The organism is Polynucleobacter rarus (assembly GCF_003072505.1).
GTDB classification, from domain to species: Bacteria; Pseudomonadota; Gammaproteobacteria; order Burkholderiales; family Burkholderiaceae; genus Polynucleobacter; species Polynucleobacter rarus.
Genome location: NZ_NTGB01000001.1, coordinates 593763 through 613075 on the forward strand (window position 1 = coordinate 593763; position 19313 = coordinate 613075).

24 protein-coding genes and 1 pseudogene are annotated in these 19313 nt (G+C 39.3%); 20 read left to right on the top strand and 5 right to left on the bottom strand.

The window, feature by feature from the left end; genetic code table 11:
* Positions 1-41 precede the first annotated feature (41 nt).
* From AOC35_RS02720 to AOC35_RS02730, 3 genes are all read left to right on the top strand, one after another.
* A complete protein-coding gene (locus AOC35_RS02720) occupies positions 42-953 on the top strand; it encodes an ion channel (RefSeq protein WP_108645661.1) in 912 nt (303 codons plus the stop codon).
* Entirely contained in the window at positions 950-1267 is a 318-nt protein-coding gene (locus tag AOC35_RS02725; RefSeq protein WP_108645662.1) for a DUF6538 domain-containing protein, read from the top strand. Before AOC35_RS02720 ends, AOC35_RS02725 begins: the two co-directional genes overlap by 4 nt.
* A gap of 234 nt (positions 1268-1501) precedes the next feature.
* Positions 1502-2092, top strand: coding sequence for a YqiA/YcfP family alpha/beta fold hydrolase (locus AOC35_RS02730; protein ID WP_108645663.1), 591 nt, complete (start codon positions 1502-1504; stop codon positions 2090-2092).
* A gap of 8 nt (positions 2093-2100) precedes the next feature.
* Here AOC35_RS02730 and AOC35_RS02735 read toward each other — a convergent pair whose 3' ends face one another.
* The gene (locus AOC35_RS02735) at positions 2101-2835 is read right to left on the bottom strand and encodes an ABC transporter substrate-binding protein (RefSeq protein ID WP_108645664.1); all 735 of its coding nucleotides are present in this window, start codon (positions 2833-2835) and stop codon (positions 2101-2103) included.
* Between the two features lie 134 nt (positions 2836-2969).
* Here AOC35_RS02735 and AOC35_RS02740 point away from each other — a divergent pair, with 134 nt between their 5' ends.
* The 8 genes from AOC35_RS02740 to AOC35_RS02775 all read left to right on the top strand — a co-directional run bounded on the left by AOC35_RS02740 (position 2970) and on the right by AOC35_RS02775 (position 7562).
* Positions 2970-3611 (top strand): chromate transporter, encoded by a 642-nt coding sequence (locus AOC35_RS02740; protein ID WP_108645665.1) that lies wholly within the window; start codon positions 2970-2972, stop codon positions 3609-3611.
* Positions 3608-4192, top strand: coding sequence for a chromate transporter (locus tag AOC35_RS02745; protein WP_108645666.1), 585 nt, complete (start codon positions 3608-3610; stop codon positions 4190-4192). Before AOC35_RS02740 ends, AOC35_RS02745 begins: the two co-directional genes overlap by 4 nt.
* Positions 4193-4313: 121 nt before the next feature.
* Positions 4314-4631 (top strand): DUF6364 family protein, encoded by a 318-nt coding sequence (locus tag AOC35_RS02750; protein WP_108645667.1) that lies wholly within the window; start codon positions 4314-4316, stop codon positions 4629-4631.
* A 185-nt stretch (positions 4632-4816) separates the two neighbouring features.
* Positions 4817-5230 carry a hypothetical protein gene (locus AOC35_RS02755; protein ID WP_211307466.1) on the top strand — a complete coding sequence of 138 codons (414 nt, stop codon included), beginning with the start codon at positions 4817-4819 and terminating at the stop codon, positions 5228-5230.
* A 381-nt stretch (positions 5231-5611) separates the two neighbouring features.
* Positions 5612-6028, top strand: coding sequence for a MarR family winged helix-turn-helix transcriptional regulator (locus AOC35_RS02760; protein ID WP_108648677.1), 417 nt, complete (start codon positions 5612-5614; stop codon positions 6026-6028).
* Between the two features lie 22 nt (positions 6029-6050).
* Positions 6051-6461, top strand: a complete 411-nt coding sequence (locus tag AOC35_RS02765; RefSeq protein ID WP_108645668.1) for a DoxX family protein — start codon at positions 6051-6053, stop codon at positions 6459-6461.
* A 35-nt stretch (positions 6462-6496) separates the two neighbouring features.
* On the top strand, positions 6497-7054 hold the full coding sequence (locus AOC35_RS02770; RefSeq protein ID WP_108645669.1) for a flavodoxin family protein: 558 nt from the start codon (positions 6497-6499) through the stop codon (positions 7052-7054).
* Between the two features lie 283 nt (positions 7055-7337).
* Complete coding sequence (locus tag AOC35_RS02775; protein WP_108645670.1) at positions 7338-7562, top strand: ParD-like family protein; 225 nt, start codon at positions 7338-7340, stop codon at positions 7560-7562.
* A 49-nt stretch (positions 7563-7611) separates the two neighbouring features.
* On the opposite strand, the pseudogene AOC35_RS15705 reads toward AOC35_RS02775, so the two are convergent.
* Together AOC35_RS15705 and AOC35_RS15710 are read right to left on the bottom strand one after the other, a co-directional pair.
* Positions 7612-7785, bottom strand: a pseudogene (locus tag AOC35_RS15705) (BrnA antitoxin family protein); the annotation flags it as partial.
* Positions 7786-7797: 12 nt separating this feature from the next.
* Positions 7798-7959 (bottom strand): hypothetical protein, encoded by a 162-nt coding sequence (locus AOC35_RS15710; RefSeq protein WP_245898403.1) that lies wholly within the window; start codon positions 7957-7959, stop codon positions 7798-7800.
* Between the two features lie 456 nt (positions 7960-8415).
* Between AOC35_RS15710 and AOC35_RS02785 the strand changes: the two genes are divergently transcribed.
* On the top strand, positions 8416-9654 hold the full coding sequence (locus AOC35_RS02785) for an OsmC family protein (protein ID WP_108645671.1): 1239 nt from the start codon (positions 8416-8418) through the stop codon (positions 9652-9654).
* A 34-nt stretch (positions 9655-9688) separates the two neighbouring features.
* On the opposite strand, the gene AOC35_RS02790 is transcribed toward AOC35_RS02785, so the two are convergent.
* On the bottom strand, positions 9689-10822 hold the full coding sequence (locus AOC35_RS02790; RefSeq protein WP_108645672.1) for a hypothetical protein: 1134 nt from the start codon (positions 10820-10822) through the stop codon (positions 9689-9691).
* Between the two features lie 147 nt (positions 10823-10969).
* On the opposite strand from AOC35_RS02790, the gene AOC35_RS02795 reads away from it, so the two are divergent.
* The 4 genes from AOC35_RS02795 (at position 10970) to AOC35_RS02810 (ending at position 13768) form a co-directional block, all read left to right on the top strand.
* Positions 10970-11446, top strand: a complete 477-nt coding sequence (locus AOC35_RS02795) for a glycine/sarcosine/betaine reductase selenoprotein B family protein (RefSeq protein ID WP_108645673.1) — start codon at positions 10970-10972, stop codon at positions 11444-11446.
* An 18-nt stretch (positions 11447-11464) separates the two neighbouring features.
* The gene (locus AOC35_RS02800) at positions 11465-12208 is read left to right on the top strand and encodes a hypothetical protein (protein ID WP_108645674.1); all 744 of its coding nucleotides are present in this window, start codon (positions 11465-11467) and stop codon (positions 12206-12208) included.
* Between the two features lie 154 nt (positions 12209-12362).
* Positions 12363-12755 carry a YciI family protein gene (locus tag AOC35_RS02805; RefSeq protein WP_108645675.1) on the top strand — a complete coding sequence of 131 codons (393 nt, stop codon included), beginning with the start codon at positions 12363-12365 and terminating at the stop codon, positions 12753-12755.
* A 17-nt stretch (positions 12756-12772) separates the two neighbouring features.
* Positions 12773-13768, top strand: a complete 996-nt coding sequence (locus tag AOC35_RS02810; RefSeq protein WP_108645676.1) for a Bug family tripartite tricarboxylate transporter substrate binding protein — start codon at positions 12773-12775, stop codon at positions 13766-13768.
* A 14-nt stretch (positions 13769-13782) separates the two neighbouring features.
* Here AOC35_RS02810 and AOC35_RS02815 read toward each other — a convergent pair whose 3' ends face one another.
* Positions 13783-14553 carry a glutathione S-transferase family protein gene (locus AOC35_RS02815; protein WP_108645677.1) on the bottom strand — a complete coding sequence of 257 codons (771 nt, stop codon included), beginning with the start codon at positions 14551-14553 and terminating at the stop codon, positions 13783-13785.
* Between the two features lie 140 nt (positions 14554-14693).
* On the opposite strand from AOC35_RS02815, the gene AOC35_RS02820 reads away from it, so the two are divergent.
* The 4 genes from AOC35_RS02820 (at position 14694) to AOC35_RS02835 (ending at position 19276) form a co-directional block, all read left to right on the top strand.
* A complete protein-coding gene (locus AOC35_RS02820) occupies positions 14694-15647 on the top strand; it encodes a quinone oxidoreductase family protein (RefSeq protein ID WP_108645678.1) in 954 nt (317 codons plus the stop codon).
* Positions 15648-15752: 105 nt separating this feature from the next.
* Positions 15753-17372 (top strand): OFA family MFS transporter, encoded by a 1620-nt coding sequence (locus AOC35_RS02825; RefSeq protein ID WP_108645679.1) that lies wholly within the window; start codon positions 15753-15755, stop codon positions 17370-17372.
* A 410-nt stretch (positions 17373-17782) separates the two neighbouring features.
* The gene (locus tag AOC35_RS02830) at positions 17783-18823 is read left to right on the top strand and encodes an Abi family protein (protein ID WP_108645680.1); all 1041 of its coding nucleotides are present in this window, start codon (positions 17783-17785) and stop codon (positions 18821-18823) included.
* A gap of 258 nt (positions 18824-19081) precedes the next feature.
* Complete coding sequence (locus AOC35_RS02835) at positions 19082-19276, top strand: MFS transporter small subunit (protein ID WP_108645681.1); 195 nt, start codon at positions 19082-19084, stop codon at positions 19274-19276.
* The last annotated feature ends 37 nt before the right edge of the window (positions 19277-19313 follow it).

Here is a 19313-nt window from a genome sequence, read left to right on the forward strand (position 1 = left end):
AATATCAGCTTATAGGCCTCATCCTATTTAAAATCATCGTTATGTTCCAAAAAAATAAATACAGTCGAGTCCTTCGTACGAACTTCCTTGAAAAGTATCGATCTGAAGGCTTTGATTTTTATCACAGTACGCTTAAGAGCTCACTCTTTACCTTTATTGGTAATTTTGTACTCATTTTCTTGAGCCTAAACGCAATCTTCGGTTTTTTATACTATCTCCAACCCAACTCGATTGCTGGGGTCGCGCAACATAATTTCTTAGATTGTTTTTTCTTTAGTGTCCAAACGATGGGGACGATTGGTTACGGGGCTTACACCCCCCAAACCATCTATGCACATATCCTAGTTACTATTGAAGTCATGATTGGCTTAGTGGGGATTGGTACTTTTGCGGCCTTAACTTTTGCGCGTATTTCATTACCGAGTGGTCGCTTAAAGTTTAGTGAGCAGTGCGTGATTAATCTCGATGATGGGGAGCCAAAGCTCATGTTTCGGGTGGTACATCTCCGTAACAATATGATCATGAATGCCAAGATTAGCTTGCAAGTCTTGATGCCAACCACTAACTCTCATGGCCAAATAGAAATTAACTTGATTGATCTGCCGCTAGAGAAGGATTTCTATCATGTCATGACTGCTAGTTGGGTGGTTAAACATCAGATTACTAAAGATAGTCCCATTTTTCATAAAACCCAAGAAGACTTTATCGCAGAAAATGCCTGTTTGATTGCGACGATTACCGGCATCGATGGCACGATCTCTCAAAACGTCAACCATGTTTATTCGTATTTGCCGCAAGATATTTTGTGGGATATGCGCTTTAAAAGTGTGATTCAGCTGGATGAGCAGCAAGGCGCTCACGTGATTGATTTAAATTTAGTCAATGATCTTGAGGAGTCTTTTACAAAGCAGCCTGTTTTAAAAAAGATCTTCTCAGGTCTTATTAAAAAATGAAATCAGTTCCCCATTTATTGACGCTCTTAGATCCGAGTGGCAAACCCTTCTATGTCTATCACCGTAAAATCCCGAAAGATTTACAAGCGGCAGTAGGGCGGGATGATTTAAAAATTTCTTTAGGATATTCGCTAGAGGAAGCAAAGGTTCGAATTAGTCATTTGAGTCAACAGCATAATTCTTTATTTAATCTTTTGCGCGATCCAAAGAAAGTCGGATTTGAAGAAGCAAGGGCCCTGTTGATTGCCCACCATGTTCAGTTTGAAGATGGCCTTCACAGTGGTAGTTCTAACAAAAGTGAAAATAAAAAATGACTCCTTACGGGAGTCAATCGGTGATGCCCAAAGAAAAGATCACCAGAGTAGTTTTCAACCCCCTTGCATCACTGACACGGTTTGTTCCACTAGTACACTCATGCCTAACTACTAGTTATCGGGATCCAAAATTTAATTATTCCGATTAATTTAGTTTAAGCAAAACGTCTTTTTAAAAAAATCAGACCTATCTGAAACTACTGTCAGTAAAATCTGATTATTCACTCCTTTGAAATGCAAACAATGCAAAACATCATCATTTTTTTTCATGGCTATGCCTCTAGTCCTAAAGCCGAAAAGTTTCAAAAACTTTTTGACAGGTTCGGACCAGAGCAAGTATTTGCTTTTGCGGCGGATCTGAATCCACAGATTGCACAAACTGAGGTGCTAGCGAATATTCAGAAGGTGATTGCAGCTAAACAAGCGAGTATCGAACAATCCAATGACGAATTAACTTCAGGTGCAAGTGCTATTCGGCTTATCTTAGTGGGTAGTTCGATGGGGTGTTGGTTAGCCTGTCGTCTGCTTGAAAAACTCCAGGTCGACTATCCCTGCGAACTCGTCTTAATTAATCCCTGTTTAGATCCTGCCGTGGTTCGCTCTGTCCATCCTGAGCATGCTGACTTGTTAGTGCAGTATCAAGCTATTAAGCCGCTGCCCAAAGCCCATTACTTCATTTCACGCTACGATGAGGTGATTGATCATACTGAACTGATTGGGGCGCTACTGGGGAGTGAGGAAATCTCAATTTTTGAGAACTCAGACCATCGTTTTAATGGCCCGGAGTTCTCAAGTGTCATTCAGTATATCGAGAGATTCTTTTAAAAGATTACTTAATTGAGTGGTGCTAACATCGCACCTTTGATTTGATGACGAACCATGGACTCAGATACAAATCCAGAGCGTTTCATTCTTTCTACAAAATCTAACATAAATGCCTGCGTTGCTGCAGAGGTAGATTTATGTACACCCATAGCTTGACGAATTTCCATAAAGCGACCTGGTAACAAACGTAAGTTCGGGTTTTTAGTGATATCGGATTCTAATTGTTGCTTCACGCCCGCTGCAACTTCGTAATTTCCTTCGAGAAACACATTAATGACCGTCGGTGAAGTTTCAGCACGAATGAGTTGGGCATTTTTAATTTCACGCGTGAGGTAGAGGTCATACGCACTATTTTTACCAACCACAATGCGGTTCGGTGCTTTATCCACTTCTTCATTGGCTCTAAGTGCAGAGCTATTCTTTACTAAATAGGCACCTTCAATCACGATATAAGGAGAAGTAAAGTAAATTTCTTTGCCGCGCACAGGATCTACTGCAAAAAAACCAAAATCAGCATTTTTGTTGGAAACCGCTTCAACTGACTTACCAGCTGCTTCAAACACCACGAGTTCGACTTCAGTATTGAGTTCTTTACCTAATTGATTCGATAAATCAATTGAAACACCGTAAGGGAGGGTCCCAACGCCGTCTCTCTTAGCCAAAATGGGATTACCCACGTTAATCGATGCTCTGAGTTTGCCAGTAGGGGCTAAGTCTTTCAAAATCTCTTGTATATTTGCCATGATCGGGATCTCCTTATCGTTATTAATTAATCTATTCTAATGAATATTTTTGATACCCCCAATTTTTTTCAATTGAAAACAGTTTCGGTTATTCTATTAAATTATAAGAATTTGATGATGAGACACGCGTAATTATGCAAGATACTTTTTTAGGCGATTCAAAATCAGTAGAGCACCACTCAGATAATGCTCGTCCTGAGAGTCCTAAAGCCCTTTTTTGGGCCTTGTCGATGCTCGCCCTGCAAGGTTTTGGTGGAGTTTTTCCGATTGCCCGTAGGGTGATCGTCGAAGAGCGGAAATGGCTAACGGATAAACAATTTTTAGAAGAGTGGGCGGTCGCTCAGGTCTTACCAGGTCCGAATATTGTGAATTTATCCGTGATGCTTGGTAATCGCTGGTTCGGTGGGTTAGGGGCCTTTTTAGCAGTATTAGGGATCTTTTTTTTCCCCTCTGTTGTTTTGATTCTCGTCGCCATCTTTTTTGAACATATTAAAGACCTACCTCTTGTGGCAGGAGCTCTAAAGGGTATGGGGGCAGTTTCTGCAGGTTTAATTGCGGGTTCTTCGATTAAATTAGCTACCGGTCTGAAGACCCATCCGATTTCCTTGTGGGGTGCTCTAGTCTTTTCCTTTTTTGCTTTTTTGGGTTTAGTGATTTTTCACTTTAAGTTAATTTCTTTACTTCTAACACTTGCTCCCTTAAGTATTTATTTAACCTATCGCCGTATTCGTGAGCTCCCTAGTAATCATCCAAATAATTCGGAGAATCAGCCATGAGCTTCGGATTATCTGATTGGTTGAATACAGCCTGGCAATTTTTAAGTGTTTCTTTATTTGCGATTGGTGGCGCGATTGGTTTGCTCCCTGAAATGCATCGGTTTTTCGTGAATGACAACAGATATATTACCGAGGACCAATTTACGAACGGGATTGCTTTAGCTCAGGCTTCTCCGGGCCCGAATGCTTTAATGATGGCGATGCTTGGCTGGGGGTTTGGTGTAAATGCTACGCCCGTAGGTCAATCAACCATCCCGTATGCTGTGATTGCTTTTGTCATGTCAATGATTTGTATCTTATTACCATCTTGTTTATTGAATTTTATGGCTACACGCTGGGTTCATAAAAACAGTGAGCGTCTTATTGTGATGGCCTTTAAAAAAGGCGTGGCACCAGTTGTGGTGGGAACGATGCTTGCCTCAAGTTGGATTATCGTCGCCCATGATATGAATATTCAGGTCTATTGGCCGACCTGGTTATTAGCTTTTGTCGCAGTCTTGTTAGTTGTATTTACCCGCTTACATATCCTTGCCTTACTTGGCATTGGTGCGCTGGTCGGTATGACCGGCTGGATTGCCTAGTTTTAGTTATTGGAATTCCCAATAATTCAATAAGGTTATGCCGATTTTATTGTTTGAATATTTGTTTTGGTCAGATATACTTTTATTTGATTAGTACAGTTTTAATTGTTAGGAGTTCAAAGTGCTTACCGAAACCATATTCAAACTTCCAGATAACTTGGTTGCTCGTGCTCATCAATATGCCCAAGAGCATCACACAACCCTAACCGCAATCATTAGAAAACATTTGGATACGGTGATTGCCGAAAAAAATGACCCTCTAATTGAATTTTCTCAAGGGGATATGACAAAGGAGGAAGCAATTGCAGAGCTAGGGCTTCGTGATTACTCTCAGTTATTGGTTGCACTTGGCGACGCAGATTTACCACTCCCAGTTTTACCTGATAGTGTAATTGCAGAACAAGTGGCAATATTTACGCAGATTTGGAAAGAAACTTGAAGCGTTGTTCCTTGATTATTCCTGATGCGGGACCTATTAACAGTCTTTGGGTTGCTGATCAACTTTCTTTGTTATTAAAGTTAGATATGGCAATAATTCTATTTGACGCAATGTAGGATGAGTTAACAAGTGATCCAGAAAATTGGCCCAAAGATTTTGAGGTGAAAAAATTTGTTGAAGGGAACATGCCTCCGTTTGTCATTGAAAGTACGGGTACCGGTGTTGATGCTCGCAGCAAGCGCGCTCAAGGTGAAAAGTTAAGGAAAAATGTTGGTGACATAGCGATAGCGGACTTCATGTCTGACGGTATTGAAAAATACGTTTCAAAAAGTGATCCTGTAGTAATTCTTTATGAAGATAAAGATATATATCAGGTCCAATTTTTAAGGCGTCCACGTAACCTTCATTTACTTTCAACAGTTGGTTTGCTAAGAGGATTGGAATCAGTGAAACTAATTCCATCAGCTGACGAAATTATCAACGAAATGCTCAATCCAACAAGACCTGACAGAAGACCACGAGTTTTAACTGATCAGCCAATTGGTATCGATATTCCGGCGCAAGTCGGAAGTGTTTGGACTCCAATAAAACCTAAATAATGTAAATAGATTTTTTTAATTTTATTAGAAATCGTTTGCTTGGGGATGTTACAAAAATAAATAAAGGATTAATTTTGTAGTCTAGTGGATAAACTCTCCACCTGTTATTACATTTGAGGTACTAAATAAATAGCATTATTTAAAAATAGGGATCGAATAATTTAGTATCAATGGAGCAATTCTTAAATAGTATTTATGTTATGGGATTGGCCATATAGAAAATCTATTCCAATATTCAATTCTCTCCATTTCAGGTCTTTTTTAAGGCTTAGATCCTCGAAGTTTAAACAGTTTTATCTTACTTTTTTGAAAAAGTACTTGCATTTAGTCTGTATACGTACTAATATAGTACGCATACAGACTAAATGGATTAAAAAGAAGATGACTTACCTATCTCTGATAAAAGAGTTGGCAACAACTTACCAAGCTTTTGAAAATTACTCTGCAACGCATGTCAGAGAAATGGGGCTCACGGCAACTCAGTTTGATATTTTGGCGACTCTTGGGAATCAGCCTCCTATGACCTGTAAAGAATTGGGCGATAAAACCTTAATACTGAAGGGCACGATGACTGGAGTACTCGAGAGGATGGAGGCAAAAGGTCTGATTGAAAAAATTCCAAATGAAGAGGACGGAAGAAGTTACAAAATTGGTCTGACTAAATTAGGGGAGAAGACCTTTAAAAAATGTTTTCCAGAGCATCTACAACATTTAGAAAAGGTATTTCAGCAATTAAATTCGCAACAAATCGAGCAAGCAGTAAGTGTATTAAAAACAGTAAAAGCAATTTTTAATTAAACAACAGAAAAGGAACTATCTCATGAAAACAGCGCAAAACTTATCGAATCTATTCGGCAGATTACTTATCGTGGCACTCTTCTTGCCTGCAGGCTTATCCAAGCTGATGAATTTTGAAGGGACACTAGGCTACTTTAACTCACTCGGTATGCCTGCACCTAGCTTGGCTTTGGTGATTGCCATCGTTGTGGAAATCTTAGGTGCTATTGCATTGATAGTGGGCTTCCATACTCGCCTCGTTGCTATCGTTCTCGCTATCTTTACTTTTGCTGCAACACTACTCGGACATGCATTCTGGGCAGCACCTGCTGAGCAAGCATTTGTGACGCAGTTACTCTTCTTTAAGAATATCGCGGTGATAGGTGGATTATTCGTGTTAGCTTCAAATGGTGCCGGTAAATTCAGTATCGATGGTCTTAAAGAACTGAACTAATAGAACGAACTTCACAATAACTAAAGGAATTTAAAATGACTAAAGTCGCAGTAGTATTTCATAGTGGTTATGGCCACACCCTAAAACAGGCCGAGGCAGTTGCTAAAGGAGCGAATGGTATATTAATTGGCATCGATGCGGAAGGTAATTTGACGGATGAGCAATGGGCTACTTTAAATGCAGCAGATGCCATCGTTTTTGGTTCTCCAACCTATATGGGAACAGTTAGTTGGCAATTTAAGAAATTTGCGGATGCAAGTTCTAAGCCATGGTTTACGCAGTTGTGGAAAGATAAAGTATTTGGTGGATTTACCAATTCAGCCACAATGAATGGTGATAAACACTCGACCATTCATTACTTCTTTACACTAGCGATGCAGCACTCAGGAGTTTGGATTGGAACTGGTCTTATGCCTTCAAATTCCAAGGCTGCCAAGCGTGATGATGTAAATTATGTTGGCTCTTTTGCAGGCGCAATGATGCAGACTCCATCTGATGCTAGTGCGGATGAAGTAAATGGTGGCGATCTTGAGACTGCAAGACTGTATGGTGAACGGATTGCGAAGTTTGCTACTGCAGTTACAAAACAGTAAAGTTAGTTTCAGTTTCAATATAGAAAAACCTTTGTAATCATCTTTCTAATCATGATGGATTAGAAATTCTTGACTGAAAATTGTTTTGTAATAACGGAACAATTTTCACTATTCTATTTATTTCTGAAAAATGTATTGGCAATTTTTAAAAAATCTTTAAGCTAAGTACTGGATTCAAGTTATTGATATTTGAACGACACTAATACCCATGGCGCGCTCTAAATTGAAGATGTAAATTTGGGTGTAAAAATAAATTAAGTTAATGAATTGAAGAAGGAATCTTATGACAGTAATTGTCAGAATCAATGATACGCTCTATAAGCAAGCAAAGGCCGAAGCTAAAGTCGAGCAGAGAACGATTGCAGGTCAAATTGAGCAGTGGGCATTGGTTGGACGTGCGGCGTTAGCTAAGCCGGATTTGCTTGTTACCTTTGTTGCTGAGTGTTTGGCTGCATTATCAGAATCGAATGAGAAACTACAACCATTCGTACTACGATGCAAAAATTGAGGCGATTTATAAAAACTCAACTTTTATGAATCTAGATACAGTTGTTTTTTTAGGCCGCAGCTTTGCGTTTTAGTGAAATGAGGTTTCCGCTACTCATCTTTTTACTTACCATTTCTACCGATGTTGATTCCTTTTTTACTTCACCTAATACTTGATTGATAAAAGTTTGCCAGCCTGGACCTTTAGACTTATAAAAAGCCAAGGTCTCACTGTCAATCCTTAAGGTAACTTGTTCCTAGGTGCTACTGCCTAGCGGTCTCCCTCGTCCTTTAACTAAAGTAGGTTTAATACGCTCCCACTCCTTGTTGGTAAATGGACGAGAATTTGGATCGGATTTTGCTGCTTTAGTAATTGCCACATCTTCTTTGGCACTCGGTCTAATTAATTTCATCTTCATTATTACTGTAGCCACATTAAATAGGTGAAGCGATATGTAAATATAGTCAAAAGTTAAATTGAGTATGATTAAAAATTATCTAATAAATGAATGATTGTTATCCAATAAAACACCTGATATTTTTGAGATTATTCAATTAATTTTTATCCTGGTTTTTTATGAAATCCTTATTTGCCTGAGTAACGGTTTCAGATTAACAATCCAAATGGAATCGGTGAGTAGATTACGAAGTTTGCTAACGCATCCTCAAATCTACAAAGTAAGCCTAAATTTAATAATGCAAATACCATTGCAGTTATCTTCTTAATCATGATGATTGAGAAATTCCCGACTCATTCAAAAAGAAAGTACCTAGTTACTCCATATAGAATGATTTAATCAATTTTGAGTTGATATCAAGTTTTAAGGCAATGGAGTGATGTAAGATATTAGAACAAAAATATAAGAGAGACCAAGATGAATACCAATCAAAAAATACCATCACATTTAATGAATAATTTTGATACTGAGCATAAAAGCCTCATTTATTCATATAAAAAATTTGATCCACAGTCAGTTAAAAGTACTGATTCAACGATTGTAAATATCTGTACTGAGGCAGTTGATTTAGATGGCATGCAAAAGGAAGCTTTTGTTTCTTCCTCTCGCAACAGTTCTGGATGGAGGCTACCTACTGACGAAAGTTTACATTTACGAGGTGCTGACGCTGCTCCTCAGCCCTTGGCGATTCATAATGCTTCGGTACAAATGTGTTTACTGGATCAACTCAAAAAGATTTTTAATGAAGAAGGAGTAAAGGCTGAGAGCATTGTTGTCAAAGTCGATACGTACTTCAATATTAAAGGCTCTTTCTTTCGAGGGGATATTAAGAGCTGTTTAAAGGATATTGTGGTTAGTTTTGAGATTGAAGCTTCTATCCATGAAGATCAATTAAAGCTTTGTATTGCAGAGGCATTAAGACGATCACCAACAATTCGAGCGATTCGCTATCCAATGCAAAATACTTTTTCAATTAAAGCGAATGGCAAGAAAATCGCCTTACCTTCTAAAATGCAATCTGGGCTAGAGCAAGTCGCTGATCCAATATCAAGAATCTCAGGATATCAACAGTTAAAGCCTTTGCATCATGAAGGAGATGTGATTTTAGAAAAAAAAGCAAAATCAACCATGGAGCCACCTAAGCCTGGAGAAATTCCAGTTGGCTTATTGCCAGAAATTGACCGTACTGTGCATATAAGGGGAATTGGTAAAGTCAAAAACGAGCATCAGAATGAAGTTCAAACAAGTTTTTATCATCCCCTTGGCAGTATTTTCCAATATGTGAGTGACTTACATGAGCAGGATGTGGCCGGTAATGAGGCCCCTTCAGCTCTTACATATCACGGCGCATCTTTAGCTTTTTGTTTTATGACGCAATTTCATCGATATGCTGATGTCAATAAAATTGATCTGAGTGCCTTAAGAATTGTGCAATTAACACCTTTTGATTTGGAGCTAAATAATAATCAAAACTTGGTATTTGATACACATATTTTTGTTGATGGTGATTTTAGTGATGAAGTCGGCACAGATTTAGTTAAGATGGCACATCAAGTCTGTTTTTTGCATGCTGCTTTAGAGAGTAGTAACGAAATTCATTACTCAATACAGCTCAATCAACAAGAAATTGTTCATCAAAAAACGTTAACGAATTAAGCAAATATAGTTGAAACTTTTTTATTGAATGTAGTTATCGAATATTCACAATCGGAATCAGCGCAGTAATAGCTGTTGCATGCAGATAACACGTGCGCTCTGAGACACTTAAAAGGGTTGTGCAGGTCGCGTCATCAGCTGTGCCATTGATAAATAAATGAGTATCTAAGGGACTAGCGACTGCATGTCCATTCTGAATCTGATAAGAACTATCTTGCACGACTCTGAGACCTGCAATTGGCATCTTCATGTTTTCGATATAACGAGATAACTGCGTCATGAAACAAAAAGTGATACCAGCGCAAAGTAGGGTAAAACCAGAAGGATACTGGCGATTGGTTTCCAAGACAGAGACCTTGAAATTAAAATGGCTGGCTCCAGCAAGTTCTAGATACGTATCCACATCAATGGTAGATGCACCGGGAACCCATTTACTTTTGCCATGAATATTACGTAATACTTTGCCAGTAGGGCTAGCTGAGGCAAGAACCACTTCACCATCTACCTTCGTTGTCAGCTTATGAATCGCATCATTGGTGACATAGCCTGCAGCAGGTGATGGGGCGGTCAGACGAACTTGGAAGGGATCTTCAATGTCATTTGCTGTGGAGTCATTTAAGTCAATCACAGTACGTCGTCGACCATTGGCATAGATTGCGAAGGTATTATGAAGTTGTTGATTTAAATAGCTGATTACGGCAGATTTTTGCAAAGCCTCTTGTACTAGGTCATTAATTTGCGCACTTGACGCTGGACTTTGGATCGATACATTAATATCTGGCGGCTCTGAGTGGCCATGGCCAGTTCCTGAAACAAAAGAGCCAGTTAACCAGTAATGATTAATGACATTCAGCTCGATGGAGCTGATTTCAATTGCTTTATCTTTAGCTAGTTGCAAAATCCACTGCATGATATCACCGTGCATCCCAGCATTAAAGTAGCCAAGTGGGAAAGGGGCTAAGTCACTACCTTTAAGATGACCACCTTCATCAGATGTAAAGCGCCATTCATCACCGGTGTTTGAACACGCAACGACAGCTTCTTTTTGGTGATGATGCAGTTGTCGTGCCTCAACATGAAAACTGTATAGTGAATCATTTGCAGAATGATTACCTTGCTTTGATAAAAAAGCTAAAGGAAAATTGATATCTTCTAAGCGATCTGACATGGTGTCTCCAGATTTATATTTATAAGTCGATTCTACACAATATAAAAATCAATGCCATCCATTCAAAAAATGGTTACTATTAAATTAGATGATAAAAATTGATTTTGCACCTCATCCACAATATTTAAGAGATAGGAGAATATCGCTATGGTAAGACTTGCTGATTTATCAGAAGCAGAACGTAAAATGCACTTAGACCGGGTGGCAACACTACCCGAATTTGCTGACCCAATCCTGAATCGTTGTAAACCTTTGAATCAAATGCGTATTGCCTTAATTACTACGGCAGGTATCCACACGCAACAAGATTTGCCTTTTGATACGATGGGATCGGGGATGGATTACCGCGTAATTCCAAACGATGTGACTGAAAAAAATCTCGTCATGAGCCATGCCTCAGTGAACTTTGATCGTACCGGTTTTCAGTCGGATGTGAATGTCGTGTTTCCCTTGCAAAGGATGCAAGAATTAGTTTCAGAGAAAGTGATTGGTTCATTAGCCAAATTTCATTACTCCTTTATGGGTGCCATTGCTCCAGTTACTAGATACAAAGATAAGGTGCAGGAATTAGTTGGCTTACTGAAACAAGATAAGGTTGACGCTGTTGTTCTAACTCCAGTTTGACCACTCTGCACTTGCGCCGTGAGCGCAATCGGCTGGTATTTAGAAGCACAAGGAATCGCCACTGTTTCCATTAGTTTGATTCGTGAACACTCGGTCGCCTTAAAAGCGCCAAGAGCTTTATGGGTCCCGTTTATCCTAGGTCGCCCCTTAGGTGCACCCAACGAGCTAGCATTTCAACATCGTGTTTTAAAAGAGGCTTTAGATTTATTACAAGAAACAAATTGGCCTGTATTAAAAGATTTTAATGAAGAAGCGCCTGCAGATGAACTGGGCTTTTATTCTGAAAATCTAGTCTGCCCAGTAAGCTTTCCGACTAAAACGGTGGAAGGTGATTTGCAAGCTCGCCTTTTAAATGAAATCGCACAGTTACAGGCTTGGTACTCTCTAGCGAAACAAGTCAAAGGGGGCACGACTACGGGAATCACAGGTTGCACACCAGAGGAACTAGGATCTTTCATTGCATCCTGGTTGACTGATTCACCGAATCAGAGCCTAAAAAGTCTTTCTTACTTACCAGCAGCCATCTTGAAGCTAGCGACCGATGAGTTAAAAGCTTTTTATTACGAAGCAAAATCGGTTCAGCCAGGTAAGCATACTTTTATGAGTATTCAAGATTGGTTTTGGTTTGAAACGAGTGCGGGTGAAATTTTCCTACAATTAAAGGAGAAAGTATCTAATCTGGAGGATCCTACCTTTAAAGGCTTAGCAACTACTAGTTTAGTACCAAGGGTGATTCAACAGCGCGTCGCTGTCTCAAAATAAACTTTGTACCGGGGTTTTGGATTCCCAAAGGCTTAGTGAAGATCTAAGCCTTTGGGGAAAGTCCTAAGTAGTATTTGTTTTAGTTTTGTATATATTGATAGATTATTCTCAATAAGATTCGTCAAAATGAATCATCCAAAAATCAGGAGACCAGATGACTGCCCCTTCAGTGACTAAGGCTGATATTTTGCAAGCTTGTAAAGACATGCTTTGCAAAGAACTCTATGTGGTATTTACAACGCCAACTAATGGTATGGGCCCAGTCATGGAAAACTTGGAAAAGCATTTAGAGTTCCAAATTGCCCTAGAAAAATCAGGCGTGATGTTTGGCGCAGGACCATTTTTCGCTGAGAATGAATCGGATTGGAATGGTGAAGGCATGGTGATTATTCGGGCGAATTCTTTAGCCCATGCGCAGGAAATTGCTGCTAAAGATCCGATGCATCAATGTGGCGCAAGGTCTTTTAAAGTCCGTCCTTGGTTACTTAATGAAGGATCGATTACGATTCAACTAAATTATTCTGACCGTTCACAAAAATTACTTTAATTAATAAGGAATTTGATATGGCATTGCAATCAATAAAGTCCTCTTTCCAGAAAATTAAAATTTGGCAATCCCTTACCTTTGCGCTTTGTGCATTGATGAGCAGTTCGGCATTCGCACAAAGTGATTTTCCTAAACAAAAACCGATTACTTTTATTGTGGCAACTGGTCCTGGTAGTTCGACCGACTCCATTGCCCGCTTAGTTGCCGCGAAGTTGACTGAAACTTTAGGTTGGAATGTCGTAGTAGAAAACAAGTTAGGAGCCAGTGGCAACATTGCTTGCGTCTATGTAAAAAGATCCAATCCGGATGGCTATTCGATTTTGGTTCATAGTGTGTCATTTGCGATCAATCCAAGTATTTATAAAAATGCTGGCTATGACGCGATTAATGATTTTGAACCTGTTGCATTAGGCGCAAGTTCACCGAATGTGATTGGTATCAATACTTCTTTACCCGTGAATAATCTAAAAGAGTTAGTGAATTACGGCAAAAAAGAAAAATTGAGTTACTCATCCTCTGGGATTGGTACAACCACTCATTTGACGATTGAGCGTTTTAAAAATATGACGAATTCTGACTTTGTGCATGCCCCTTATCAACCTGCGCAAGCAGTAGGTGCAACGGTTGCAGGTCACACACAAATCTCGAGTACCTCGATGCCACCAACCATTCCGTTCATTAAAGCGGGTAAATTAAAAGCCTTAGCGGTTACGAGTGCGCAGCGTTCAGCAGCACTTCCTGATGTGCCGACAATGGCAGAACAAGGGTTTCCGGAATTTGATGACACGACTTGGTTTGGTTTCTTTTCAGCTAGCAAAACACCACCTGATGTTTTGGCGAAGTTAAATGCTGAAATCAACCGCGCAATTGAGTCGAAAGATGTCAAAGAAAAACTCACTGGCTTAGGACTTGATACCAAATCTTTATCACCAAGTGAATTTAAACAATACGTTAAAGCAGAGGTCCCTAAATGGGCAAGAGCCGTCAAAGAGTCCGGTGCTACCGCTGAATGAAAATTAGTTGAGGATTATTTTTTAGGCCTTAAGTAAGCCAGATGTGGATATTTTTCGGTAAGTAAAGAGCCAGGATAATAGGTTTTTTGAAACACTGGATGTGCTTGAATATTTTCTAACCAAGCACTGATCAGTGGTTTATCAGCCCAAGACTCACTGAGGTTAATATCTTCCATCCGCACAATCACTGGCATGACGGCGATATCTACGAGACTCAGCTTATCTCCCATGATCCAAGGGCCTTTGTTTTGCGTAATCCATTCGTTCATTCTGATGACTGTCCGGTTCAATTTATCTAAGGCTTGATCCATTTCAGCTTTGGGAAAGCCGGTTCTGCCCATCGTGAGCAAAAACTCTTTACGTAGTGGTTTGGAATTCGCTAAGGCCAGAAAAGCTTCTTCTGTCATTTGCTGAAAATGAGGCAGGAATGCAAGGTTATAAGAGGGAACTCGAATCGCAGGTGCTGGAATTTCGTCGACATAACGCATCATCCAGCGCATGAGTGCTTTTTTTTCTGGTTCTGGTGGAGTAAAACAAATTACATCATTCGCAACTTCATCGAGATATTCGATGATGACCGAAGAATCTAAGATCGTATGCCGATCATGAATTAATGCGGGAACGACTGCATTGGGATTGATTGCCAAATATTCTGGCTTTAATTGATCCCCAGAAAAGAGATCTAATTTATGTTCTGTGAAAGATAAATTCTTAGCATTGAGAACAAAGCGAACGCGTTGACTACAAGTCGATTGCGGGGCATTGTATAGAGTAAATTCAGCCATATGTCTCCGGTGATTATTTTTTATGATATTTTATTTATTCTAGCTTAATAAATAATGATTTTAGTAGTCTTTCAATATTGGTAGGTAAGATGATTATTCTGCAAGCTTCCTTTTTCCATTTATTTTTATGAGGAGTGCATTTGAAAGCAGCTGTCATTGTTGATAAAGAACTAGCGCCCATTTACGCAGACTTTAAAGATCCCGAGATTGCATTAGGTCACCATCTTGTTCGAGTGCAGGCGTCCTCAATCAGTCAAATTACGAAGGCAAGAGCCTCTGCATCACACTATAGTTCAGATAATGAGGTGCCGTTTGTTCCGGGATTTGATGGGGTAGGCACCTTAGAGGATGGCTCTAGAGTTTATTTTTTGCTGCCTCGTAATCCCTTTGGTGCGATGGCAGAATATTGTTCTGTAGCACAAGAAAACTGCATAGTCATACCAGGTACATTGAGTTCTGAGGTTGCGGCAGCAATGGCAATTACTGGCATGTCCTCGTGGGCTGCTTTGGTTGAACAAGCACAAATGTGCGTGGGTGAGACCGTATTGGTTAATGGCGCGAATGGGATATCAGGAAGACTAGCAATTCAAATTGCAAAATATTTAGGTGCGGGAAAAATCATCGCGACAGCTAGACGTGCCAGCACCTTTGATGATTTGTATCAGCTCGGCGCAGATCAATGTATTGTGTTGTCTGAAAATATGAAGGAAACCGAAGCAGCTTTTTACGCCGAATTCAAAAAAGGGATCGATATTGTTCTAGATTATTTATGGGGCCCAAGCGCACTTTGCTTAATTAATCTGGCAGCAAAAAATAGTCCTGCAAACAAAGCTCTTCAATTTGTTCAGATTGGTTCAATTGGTGGCGCAACGATTCCATTCCCCGCATCGGCACTGCGTTCTAGTGGCTTAAGATTAATGGGTAGTGGTCTTGGTAGTCTTTCTATTGCCCAGATGTTAAATTCAGTACTTCAAGTCTTAACCCATGCACCCAGTGCAGATTTCAATGTAAAGGTAAATTCAATCCCTCTCGCTGAAGTTTCTCATGCTTGGAATACGACCTCTTCTGAGACTAGATCGGTAGTTATCATTTAAAAGGATGGATTGCTGACCACTGTGAATAGGGTTAGCTCTACTAGAGTAATGTTTTATTAACTGCTTTAATTGTGCAAATTTCTATTGTTGAAAGATCTAAAAACCATGTTTGATATATTACAAAAAGAGAGAACAATCGCGGGTAAAGGTTTTAATCGTTGGTTAGTTCCTCCTGCCGCACTCGCAATTCATTTATGTATTGGCATGGCTTATGGATTCTCGGTTTTTTGGTTGCCATTGTCTAAAGCGATTGGAATTACTGAGTCGGTCAAGTGTGGTCCTGAGATTGGTTTTTTTCAAGAACTATTCGTGACCAATTGTGACTGGAAAGTCTCCACCTTGGGTTGGATGTATACCTTGTTTTTCGTATTTCTAGGCTCTGCCGCAGCGATTTGTGGCGGTTGGTTGGAGCGTGCCGGTCCGCGCAAGGCCGGTGTGGTTTCAGCTTTTTGCTGGTGCGGCGGTATGTTGTTCTCCGCCCTTGGTATTTATACCCACCAATTTTGGATGATGCTTCTGGGTTCCGGTGTGATTGGTGGTATTGGTCTCGGTCTTGGCTACATCTCACCCGTGTCTACCTTAATTAAATGGTTCCCCGATCGTCGTGGTATGGCAACAGGTATGGCGATTATGGGCTTTGGTGGTGGGGCTATGATTGGTTCACCTTTAGCAGCACTTTTAATGAAAAATTTTGCGACGCCAACAGATGTAGGTGTTGCCGCCACTTTTGTAGTCATGGGTCTTGGTTATTTTGTATTTATGATGTCCGGTGCTTTTGGTTATCGGTTGCCTGCTACTGGTTGGAAACCTGAGGGGTGGACGATGCCTGCGATGGTGGAATCCAACGCCATGATTACCAAGAAACATGTGCACGTCAAGAATGCTTTCAAAATCCCGCAGTTTTGGTTGGTTTGGATTGTCTTATGTATGAACGTTTCTGCTGGGATCGGCGTAATTGGGATGGCTTCACCGATGCTCCAAGAAATTTTTGGCGGATCTTTAATTGGTGTGACAGGGACATTAACTGCTGAGAATAAAACGGCGATTGCTGGCATAGCCGCAGGTTTTGCAGCGCTGCTAAGTTTATTTAATATTGGTGGACGTTTCTTTTGGGCTAGTATCTCTGATAAGTTAGGGCGCCGATTAACCTATTCGATCTTTTTCATCTTAGGCGGAATCTGCTACTTTAGTATTCCTTCGAGCGCACTAAGCCACAGTTTGTTTTTCTTCGTCGCAGCAGTCTGTATTATTTTAAGTATGTACGGCGGTGGCTTTGCGACTGTACCCGCTTATCTCGCAGACCTATTCGGTACGCAAATGGTTGGTGCAATTCATGGTCGACTTTTGACGGCTTGGGCAACAGCGGGAATCTTAGGGCCAGTAGTTGTGAACTACATGCGAGATTATCAATTGAGTATCGGTATTCCAAAAGATCAGGTTTATAACCAAACCATGTACATTTTAGTTGGCATGCTCGCAATTGGTTTGATTGCGAACCTGTTCATTAAACCCGTTGCGGATAAATGGTTCATGAGTGATGCCGAACTCGCTGAAGAAAAGCGTTTGGCTCATGAAAAGTCTGAAAAATCTGTCCTTGAAAGTAATTCGGCTGATACATCGCAAAGTTCTTCGCTAGTGGTGGTTTTAGCATGGACTGCGGTGGGTATACCTTTAGCTTGGGGTACTTATAAAACCATTGTTACTGTAGGCAAATTTTTTAATTAAGTATTCAAACAATTGAATTTAAAGACTGTTGGAGATCTTTAAATCGTTTCTGGATAATAGTTTTTTTAGGGTTTTCATGACTGATGAATAAAGTCTTAACTGATACTTCAGAAGAACTATACAAATAACGATGTAAAAAATTTAAATAAAAAGTCGTAAAGTAGGCGACCTTTCCTTACGAGAAGTTGAAAACTCAATCGGACAGAGTTTCCGTCACAGTGATCGTTTAATTCATTCTAGTAATGCAAGTTAAACATTCAGTCGAATTAAAGCTAATTATTTGACTTTATTAAAAGTATTTAGCATCTATAAAGCAAATACGAAGTGGTATTCGAGAGCTTTCTAAAAAATCCTTAAGCTTTGTAATGGAATTAAATTTTCAAAAAAATGTACCAAGATAGAATAAAAACATGAAAGATGGATACAAGAAACCTTGGTTAAATTATGAAGAGCAATTAGGCATTCTAATTAAAAGGGGATTGATTGTAGATGATAAATCTGTAGCTTTAAATTATCTGAAGCGAATAGGATATTATCGTTTAAGTGGGTATTGGTTTCCTTTTAGAAAGCGTTTAACTAAATTAGATTTAAAAGAGAAAGCTTTAAAAAAATCAGCTATTACAAAATCTAATAATTTTGCTTCAGATGAATTTATAGAATCCTCAACTTTTAAAAATGCTGTAGATTTATATGTTTTTGATAAGCGTCTTAGGATGCTTGCGATGGATGCTCTTGAGAGAATTGAAATTAGCATCAGAGTTGATATTTCTTATACACTTGGAAAGCTTAGCAAATTTGCATATTTAGAGAGTGCATTTTTACATCAAGAATTTACTCAAATTATTGATCCCAAAACTGGTCTTACAAAACATCATAAATGGCTTTCTAAAAATTCTTTATTAATCATGAGATCAAAAGAAGAATTTGTTAGACATAATCGTGAAAAATATGGTCTGCCTCTACCCATTTGGGTTGCTTGTGAAGTTTGGGATTTTGGAACACTTTCTACATTGTTTTCAGGAATTAGATCAGAGGAGCAGGATCAAATATCCATAAAGTATGGAATAAACAATGGAAGAGTTTTTGCAAGTTGGCTTCGTAGCTTAAATTACTTAAGAAATGTTTGCGCCCATCATGGTAGATTGTGGAATAGAAATATTGTCGAGCAACCAAAATTACCTTTTGAAAATGACACCGATTGGGCTTTATTCTTTAAGAGAAATCCACAATCTCAAGTTCGAAGTTATTTATTGTTTGTTATTATGCGACAGCTATTACTTTACATAAACCCCAAATCAAGTTGGCCATCTCAAGTGGATGAACTTTTTAATAAATTCCCAGACTTATCCCACTTGGGCTTGAACTTGAAGGGAATGGGAATGATTGAGGAAGTAAATTGGAATTCTCTTTCTATGCCAAATAAAATAACCCCCAAGCAATCTCTCCATTAAAAATGGTTTAATTGAAGGGGGCCGTGTTGGTTCTATATTAACATTATTTTTTCTAGATACAACTTTTACACTTAGAAAATTTATGGATTTTACTATCTCAAGATATACACTAGTCATCTCGGAAAGTTAAATTAAAGCAATATAAGAAAGACATTAGATCTAGTAAAAACAAAGAAGTCTTCATTTAATATTATTTGGTAAAAACGAATATGTTGTGGACAAGTTCTGTCTATTAAACCCGTTGCGGATAAATGGTTTATGAGTGATGCCGAACTTGCTGAAGAAAAGCATTTGGCTCATGACAAGTCTGAAAAATCTGTCCTTGAAAGTAATTCGACAGATACATCGCAAAGTTCTTCGCTAGTGGTGGTTTTAGCATGGACTGCGGTGGGTATTCCTTTAGCTTGGGGTACTTATAAAACCATTGTTACAGTAGGCAAATTTTTTAATTAATGGGAAAACCATTAATCTTGAACTCTATAAGGGGTTT

What these genes read in the sequence shown, in the direction of transcription:
- AOC35_RS02745 (WP_108645666.1), top strand. Translation starts at nt 3,608, where the DNA reads ATGAGCTTCGGATTATCTGATTGGTTGAATACAGCCTGGCAATTTTTA.
- AOC35_RS02805 (WP_108645675.1), top strand. Translation starts at nt 12,363, where the DNA reads ATGACTGCCCCTTCAGTGACTAAGGCTGATATTTTGCAAGCTTGTAAA.
- AOC35_RS15710 (WP_245898403.1), bottom strand. Translation starts at nt 7,959, where the DNA reads ATGAAGATGAAATTAATTAGACCGAGTGCCAAAGAAGATGTGGCAATT.
- AOC35_RS02835 (WP_108645681.1), top strand. Translation starts at nt 19,082, where the DNA reads ATGAGTGATGCCGAACTTGCTGAAGAAAAGCATTTGGCTCATGACAAG.
- AOC35_RS02740 (WP_108645665.1), top strand. Translation starts at nt 2,970, where the DNA reads ATGCAAGATACTTTTTTAGGCGATTCAAAATCAGTAGAGCACCACTCA.
- AOC35_RS02755 (WP_211307466.1), top strand. Translation starts at nt 4,817, where the DNA reads ATGCCTCCGTTTGTCATTGAAAGTACGGGTACCGGTGTTGATGCTCGC.
- AOC35_RS02735 (WP_108645664.1), bottom strand. Translation starts at nt 2,835, where the DNA reads ATGGCAAATATACAAGAGATTTTGAAAGACTTAGCCCCTACTGGCAAA.
- AOC35_RS02725 (WP_108645662.1), top strand. Translation starts at nt 950, where the DNA reads ATGAAATCAGTTCCCCATTTATTGACGCTCTTAGATCCGAGTGGCAAA.
- AOC35_RS02760 (WP_108648677.1), top strand. Translation starts at nt 5,612, where the DNA reads ATGACTTACCTATCTCTGATAAAAGAGTTGGCAACAACTTACCAAGCT.
- AOC35_RS02830 (WP_108645680.1), top strand. Translation starts at nt 17,783, where the DNA reads ATGAAAGATGGATACAAGAAACCTTGGTTAAATTATGAAGAGCAATTA.
- AOC35_RS02720 (WP_108645661.1), top strand. Translation starts at nt 42, where the DNA reads ATGTTCCAAAAAAATAAATACAGTCGAGTCCTTCGTACGAACTTCCTT.
- AOC35_RS02730 (WP_108645663.1), top strand. Translation starts at nt 1,502, where the DNA reads ATGCAAACAATGCAAAACATCATCATTTTTTTTCATGGCTATGCCTCT.
- AOC35_RS02770 (WP_108645669.1), top strand. Translation starts at nt 6,497, where the DNA reads ATGACTAAAGTCGCAGTAGTATTTCATAGTGGTTATGGCCACACCCTA.
- AOC35_RS02785 (WP_108645671.1), top strand. Translation starts at nt 8,416, where the DNA reads ATGAATACCAATCAAAAAATACCATCACATTTAATGAATAATTTTGAT.
- AOC35_RS02790 (WP_108645672.1), bottom strand. Translation starts at nt 10,822, where the DNA reads ATGTCAGATCGCTTAGAAGATATCAATTTTCCTTTAGCTTTTTTATCA.
- AOC35_RS02810 (WP_108645676.1), top strand. Translation starts at nt 12,773, where the DNA reads ATGGCATTGCAATCAATAAAGTCCTCTTTCCAGAAAATTAAAATTTGG.
- AOC35_RS02775 (WP_108645670.1), top strand. Translation starts at nt 7,338, where the DNA reads ATGACAGTAATTGTCAGAATCAATGATACGCTCTATAAGCAAGCAAAG.
- AOC35_RS02765 (WP_108645668.1), top strand. Translation starts at nt 6,051, where the DNA reads ATGAAAACAGCGCAAAACTTATCGAATCTATTCGGCAGATTACTTATC.
- AOC35_RS02815 (WP_108645677.1), bottom strand. Translation starts at nt 14,553, where the DNA reads ATGGCTGAATTTACTCTATACAATGCCCCGCAATCGACTTGTAGTCAA.
- AOC35_RS02795 (WP_108645673.1), top strand. Translation starts at nt 10,970, where the DNA reads ATGGTAAGACTTGCTGATTTATCAGAAGCAGAACGTAAAATGCACTTA.
- AOC35_RS02825 (WP_108645679.1), top strand. Translation starts at nt 15,753, where the DNA reads ATGTTTGATATATTACAAAAAGAGAGAACAATCGCGGGTAAAGGTTTT.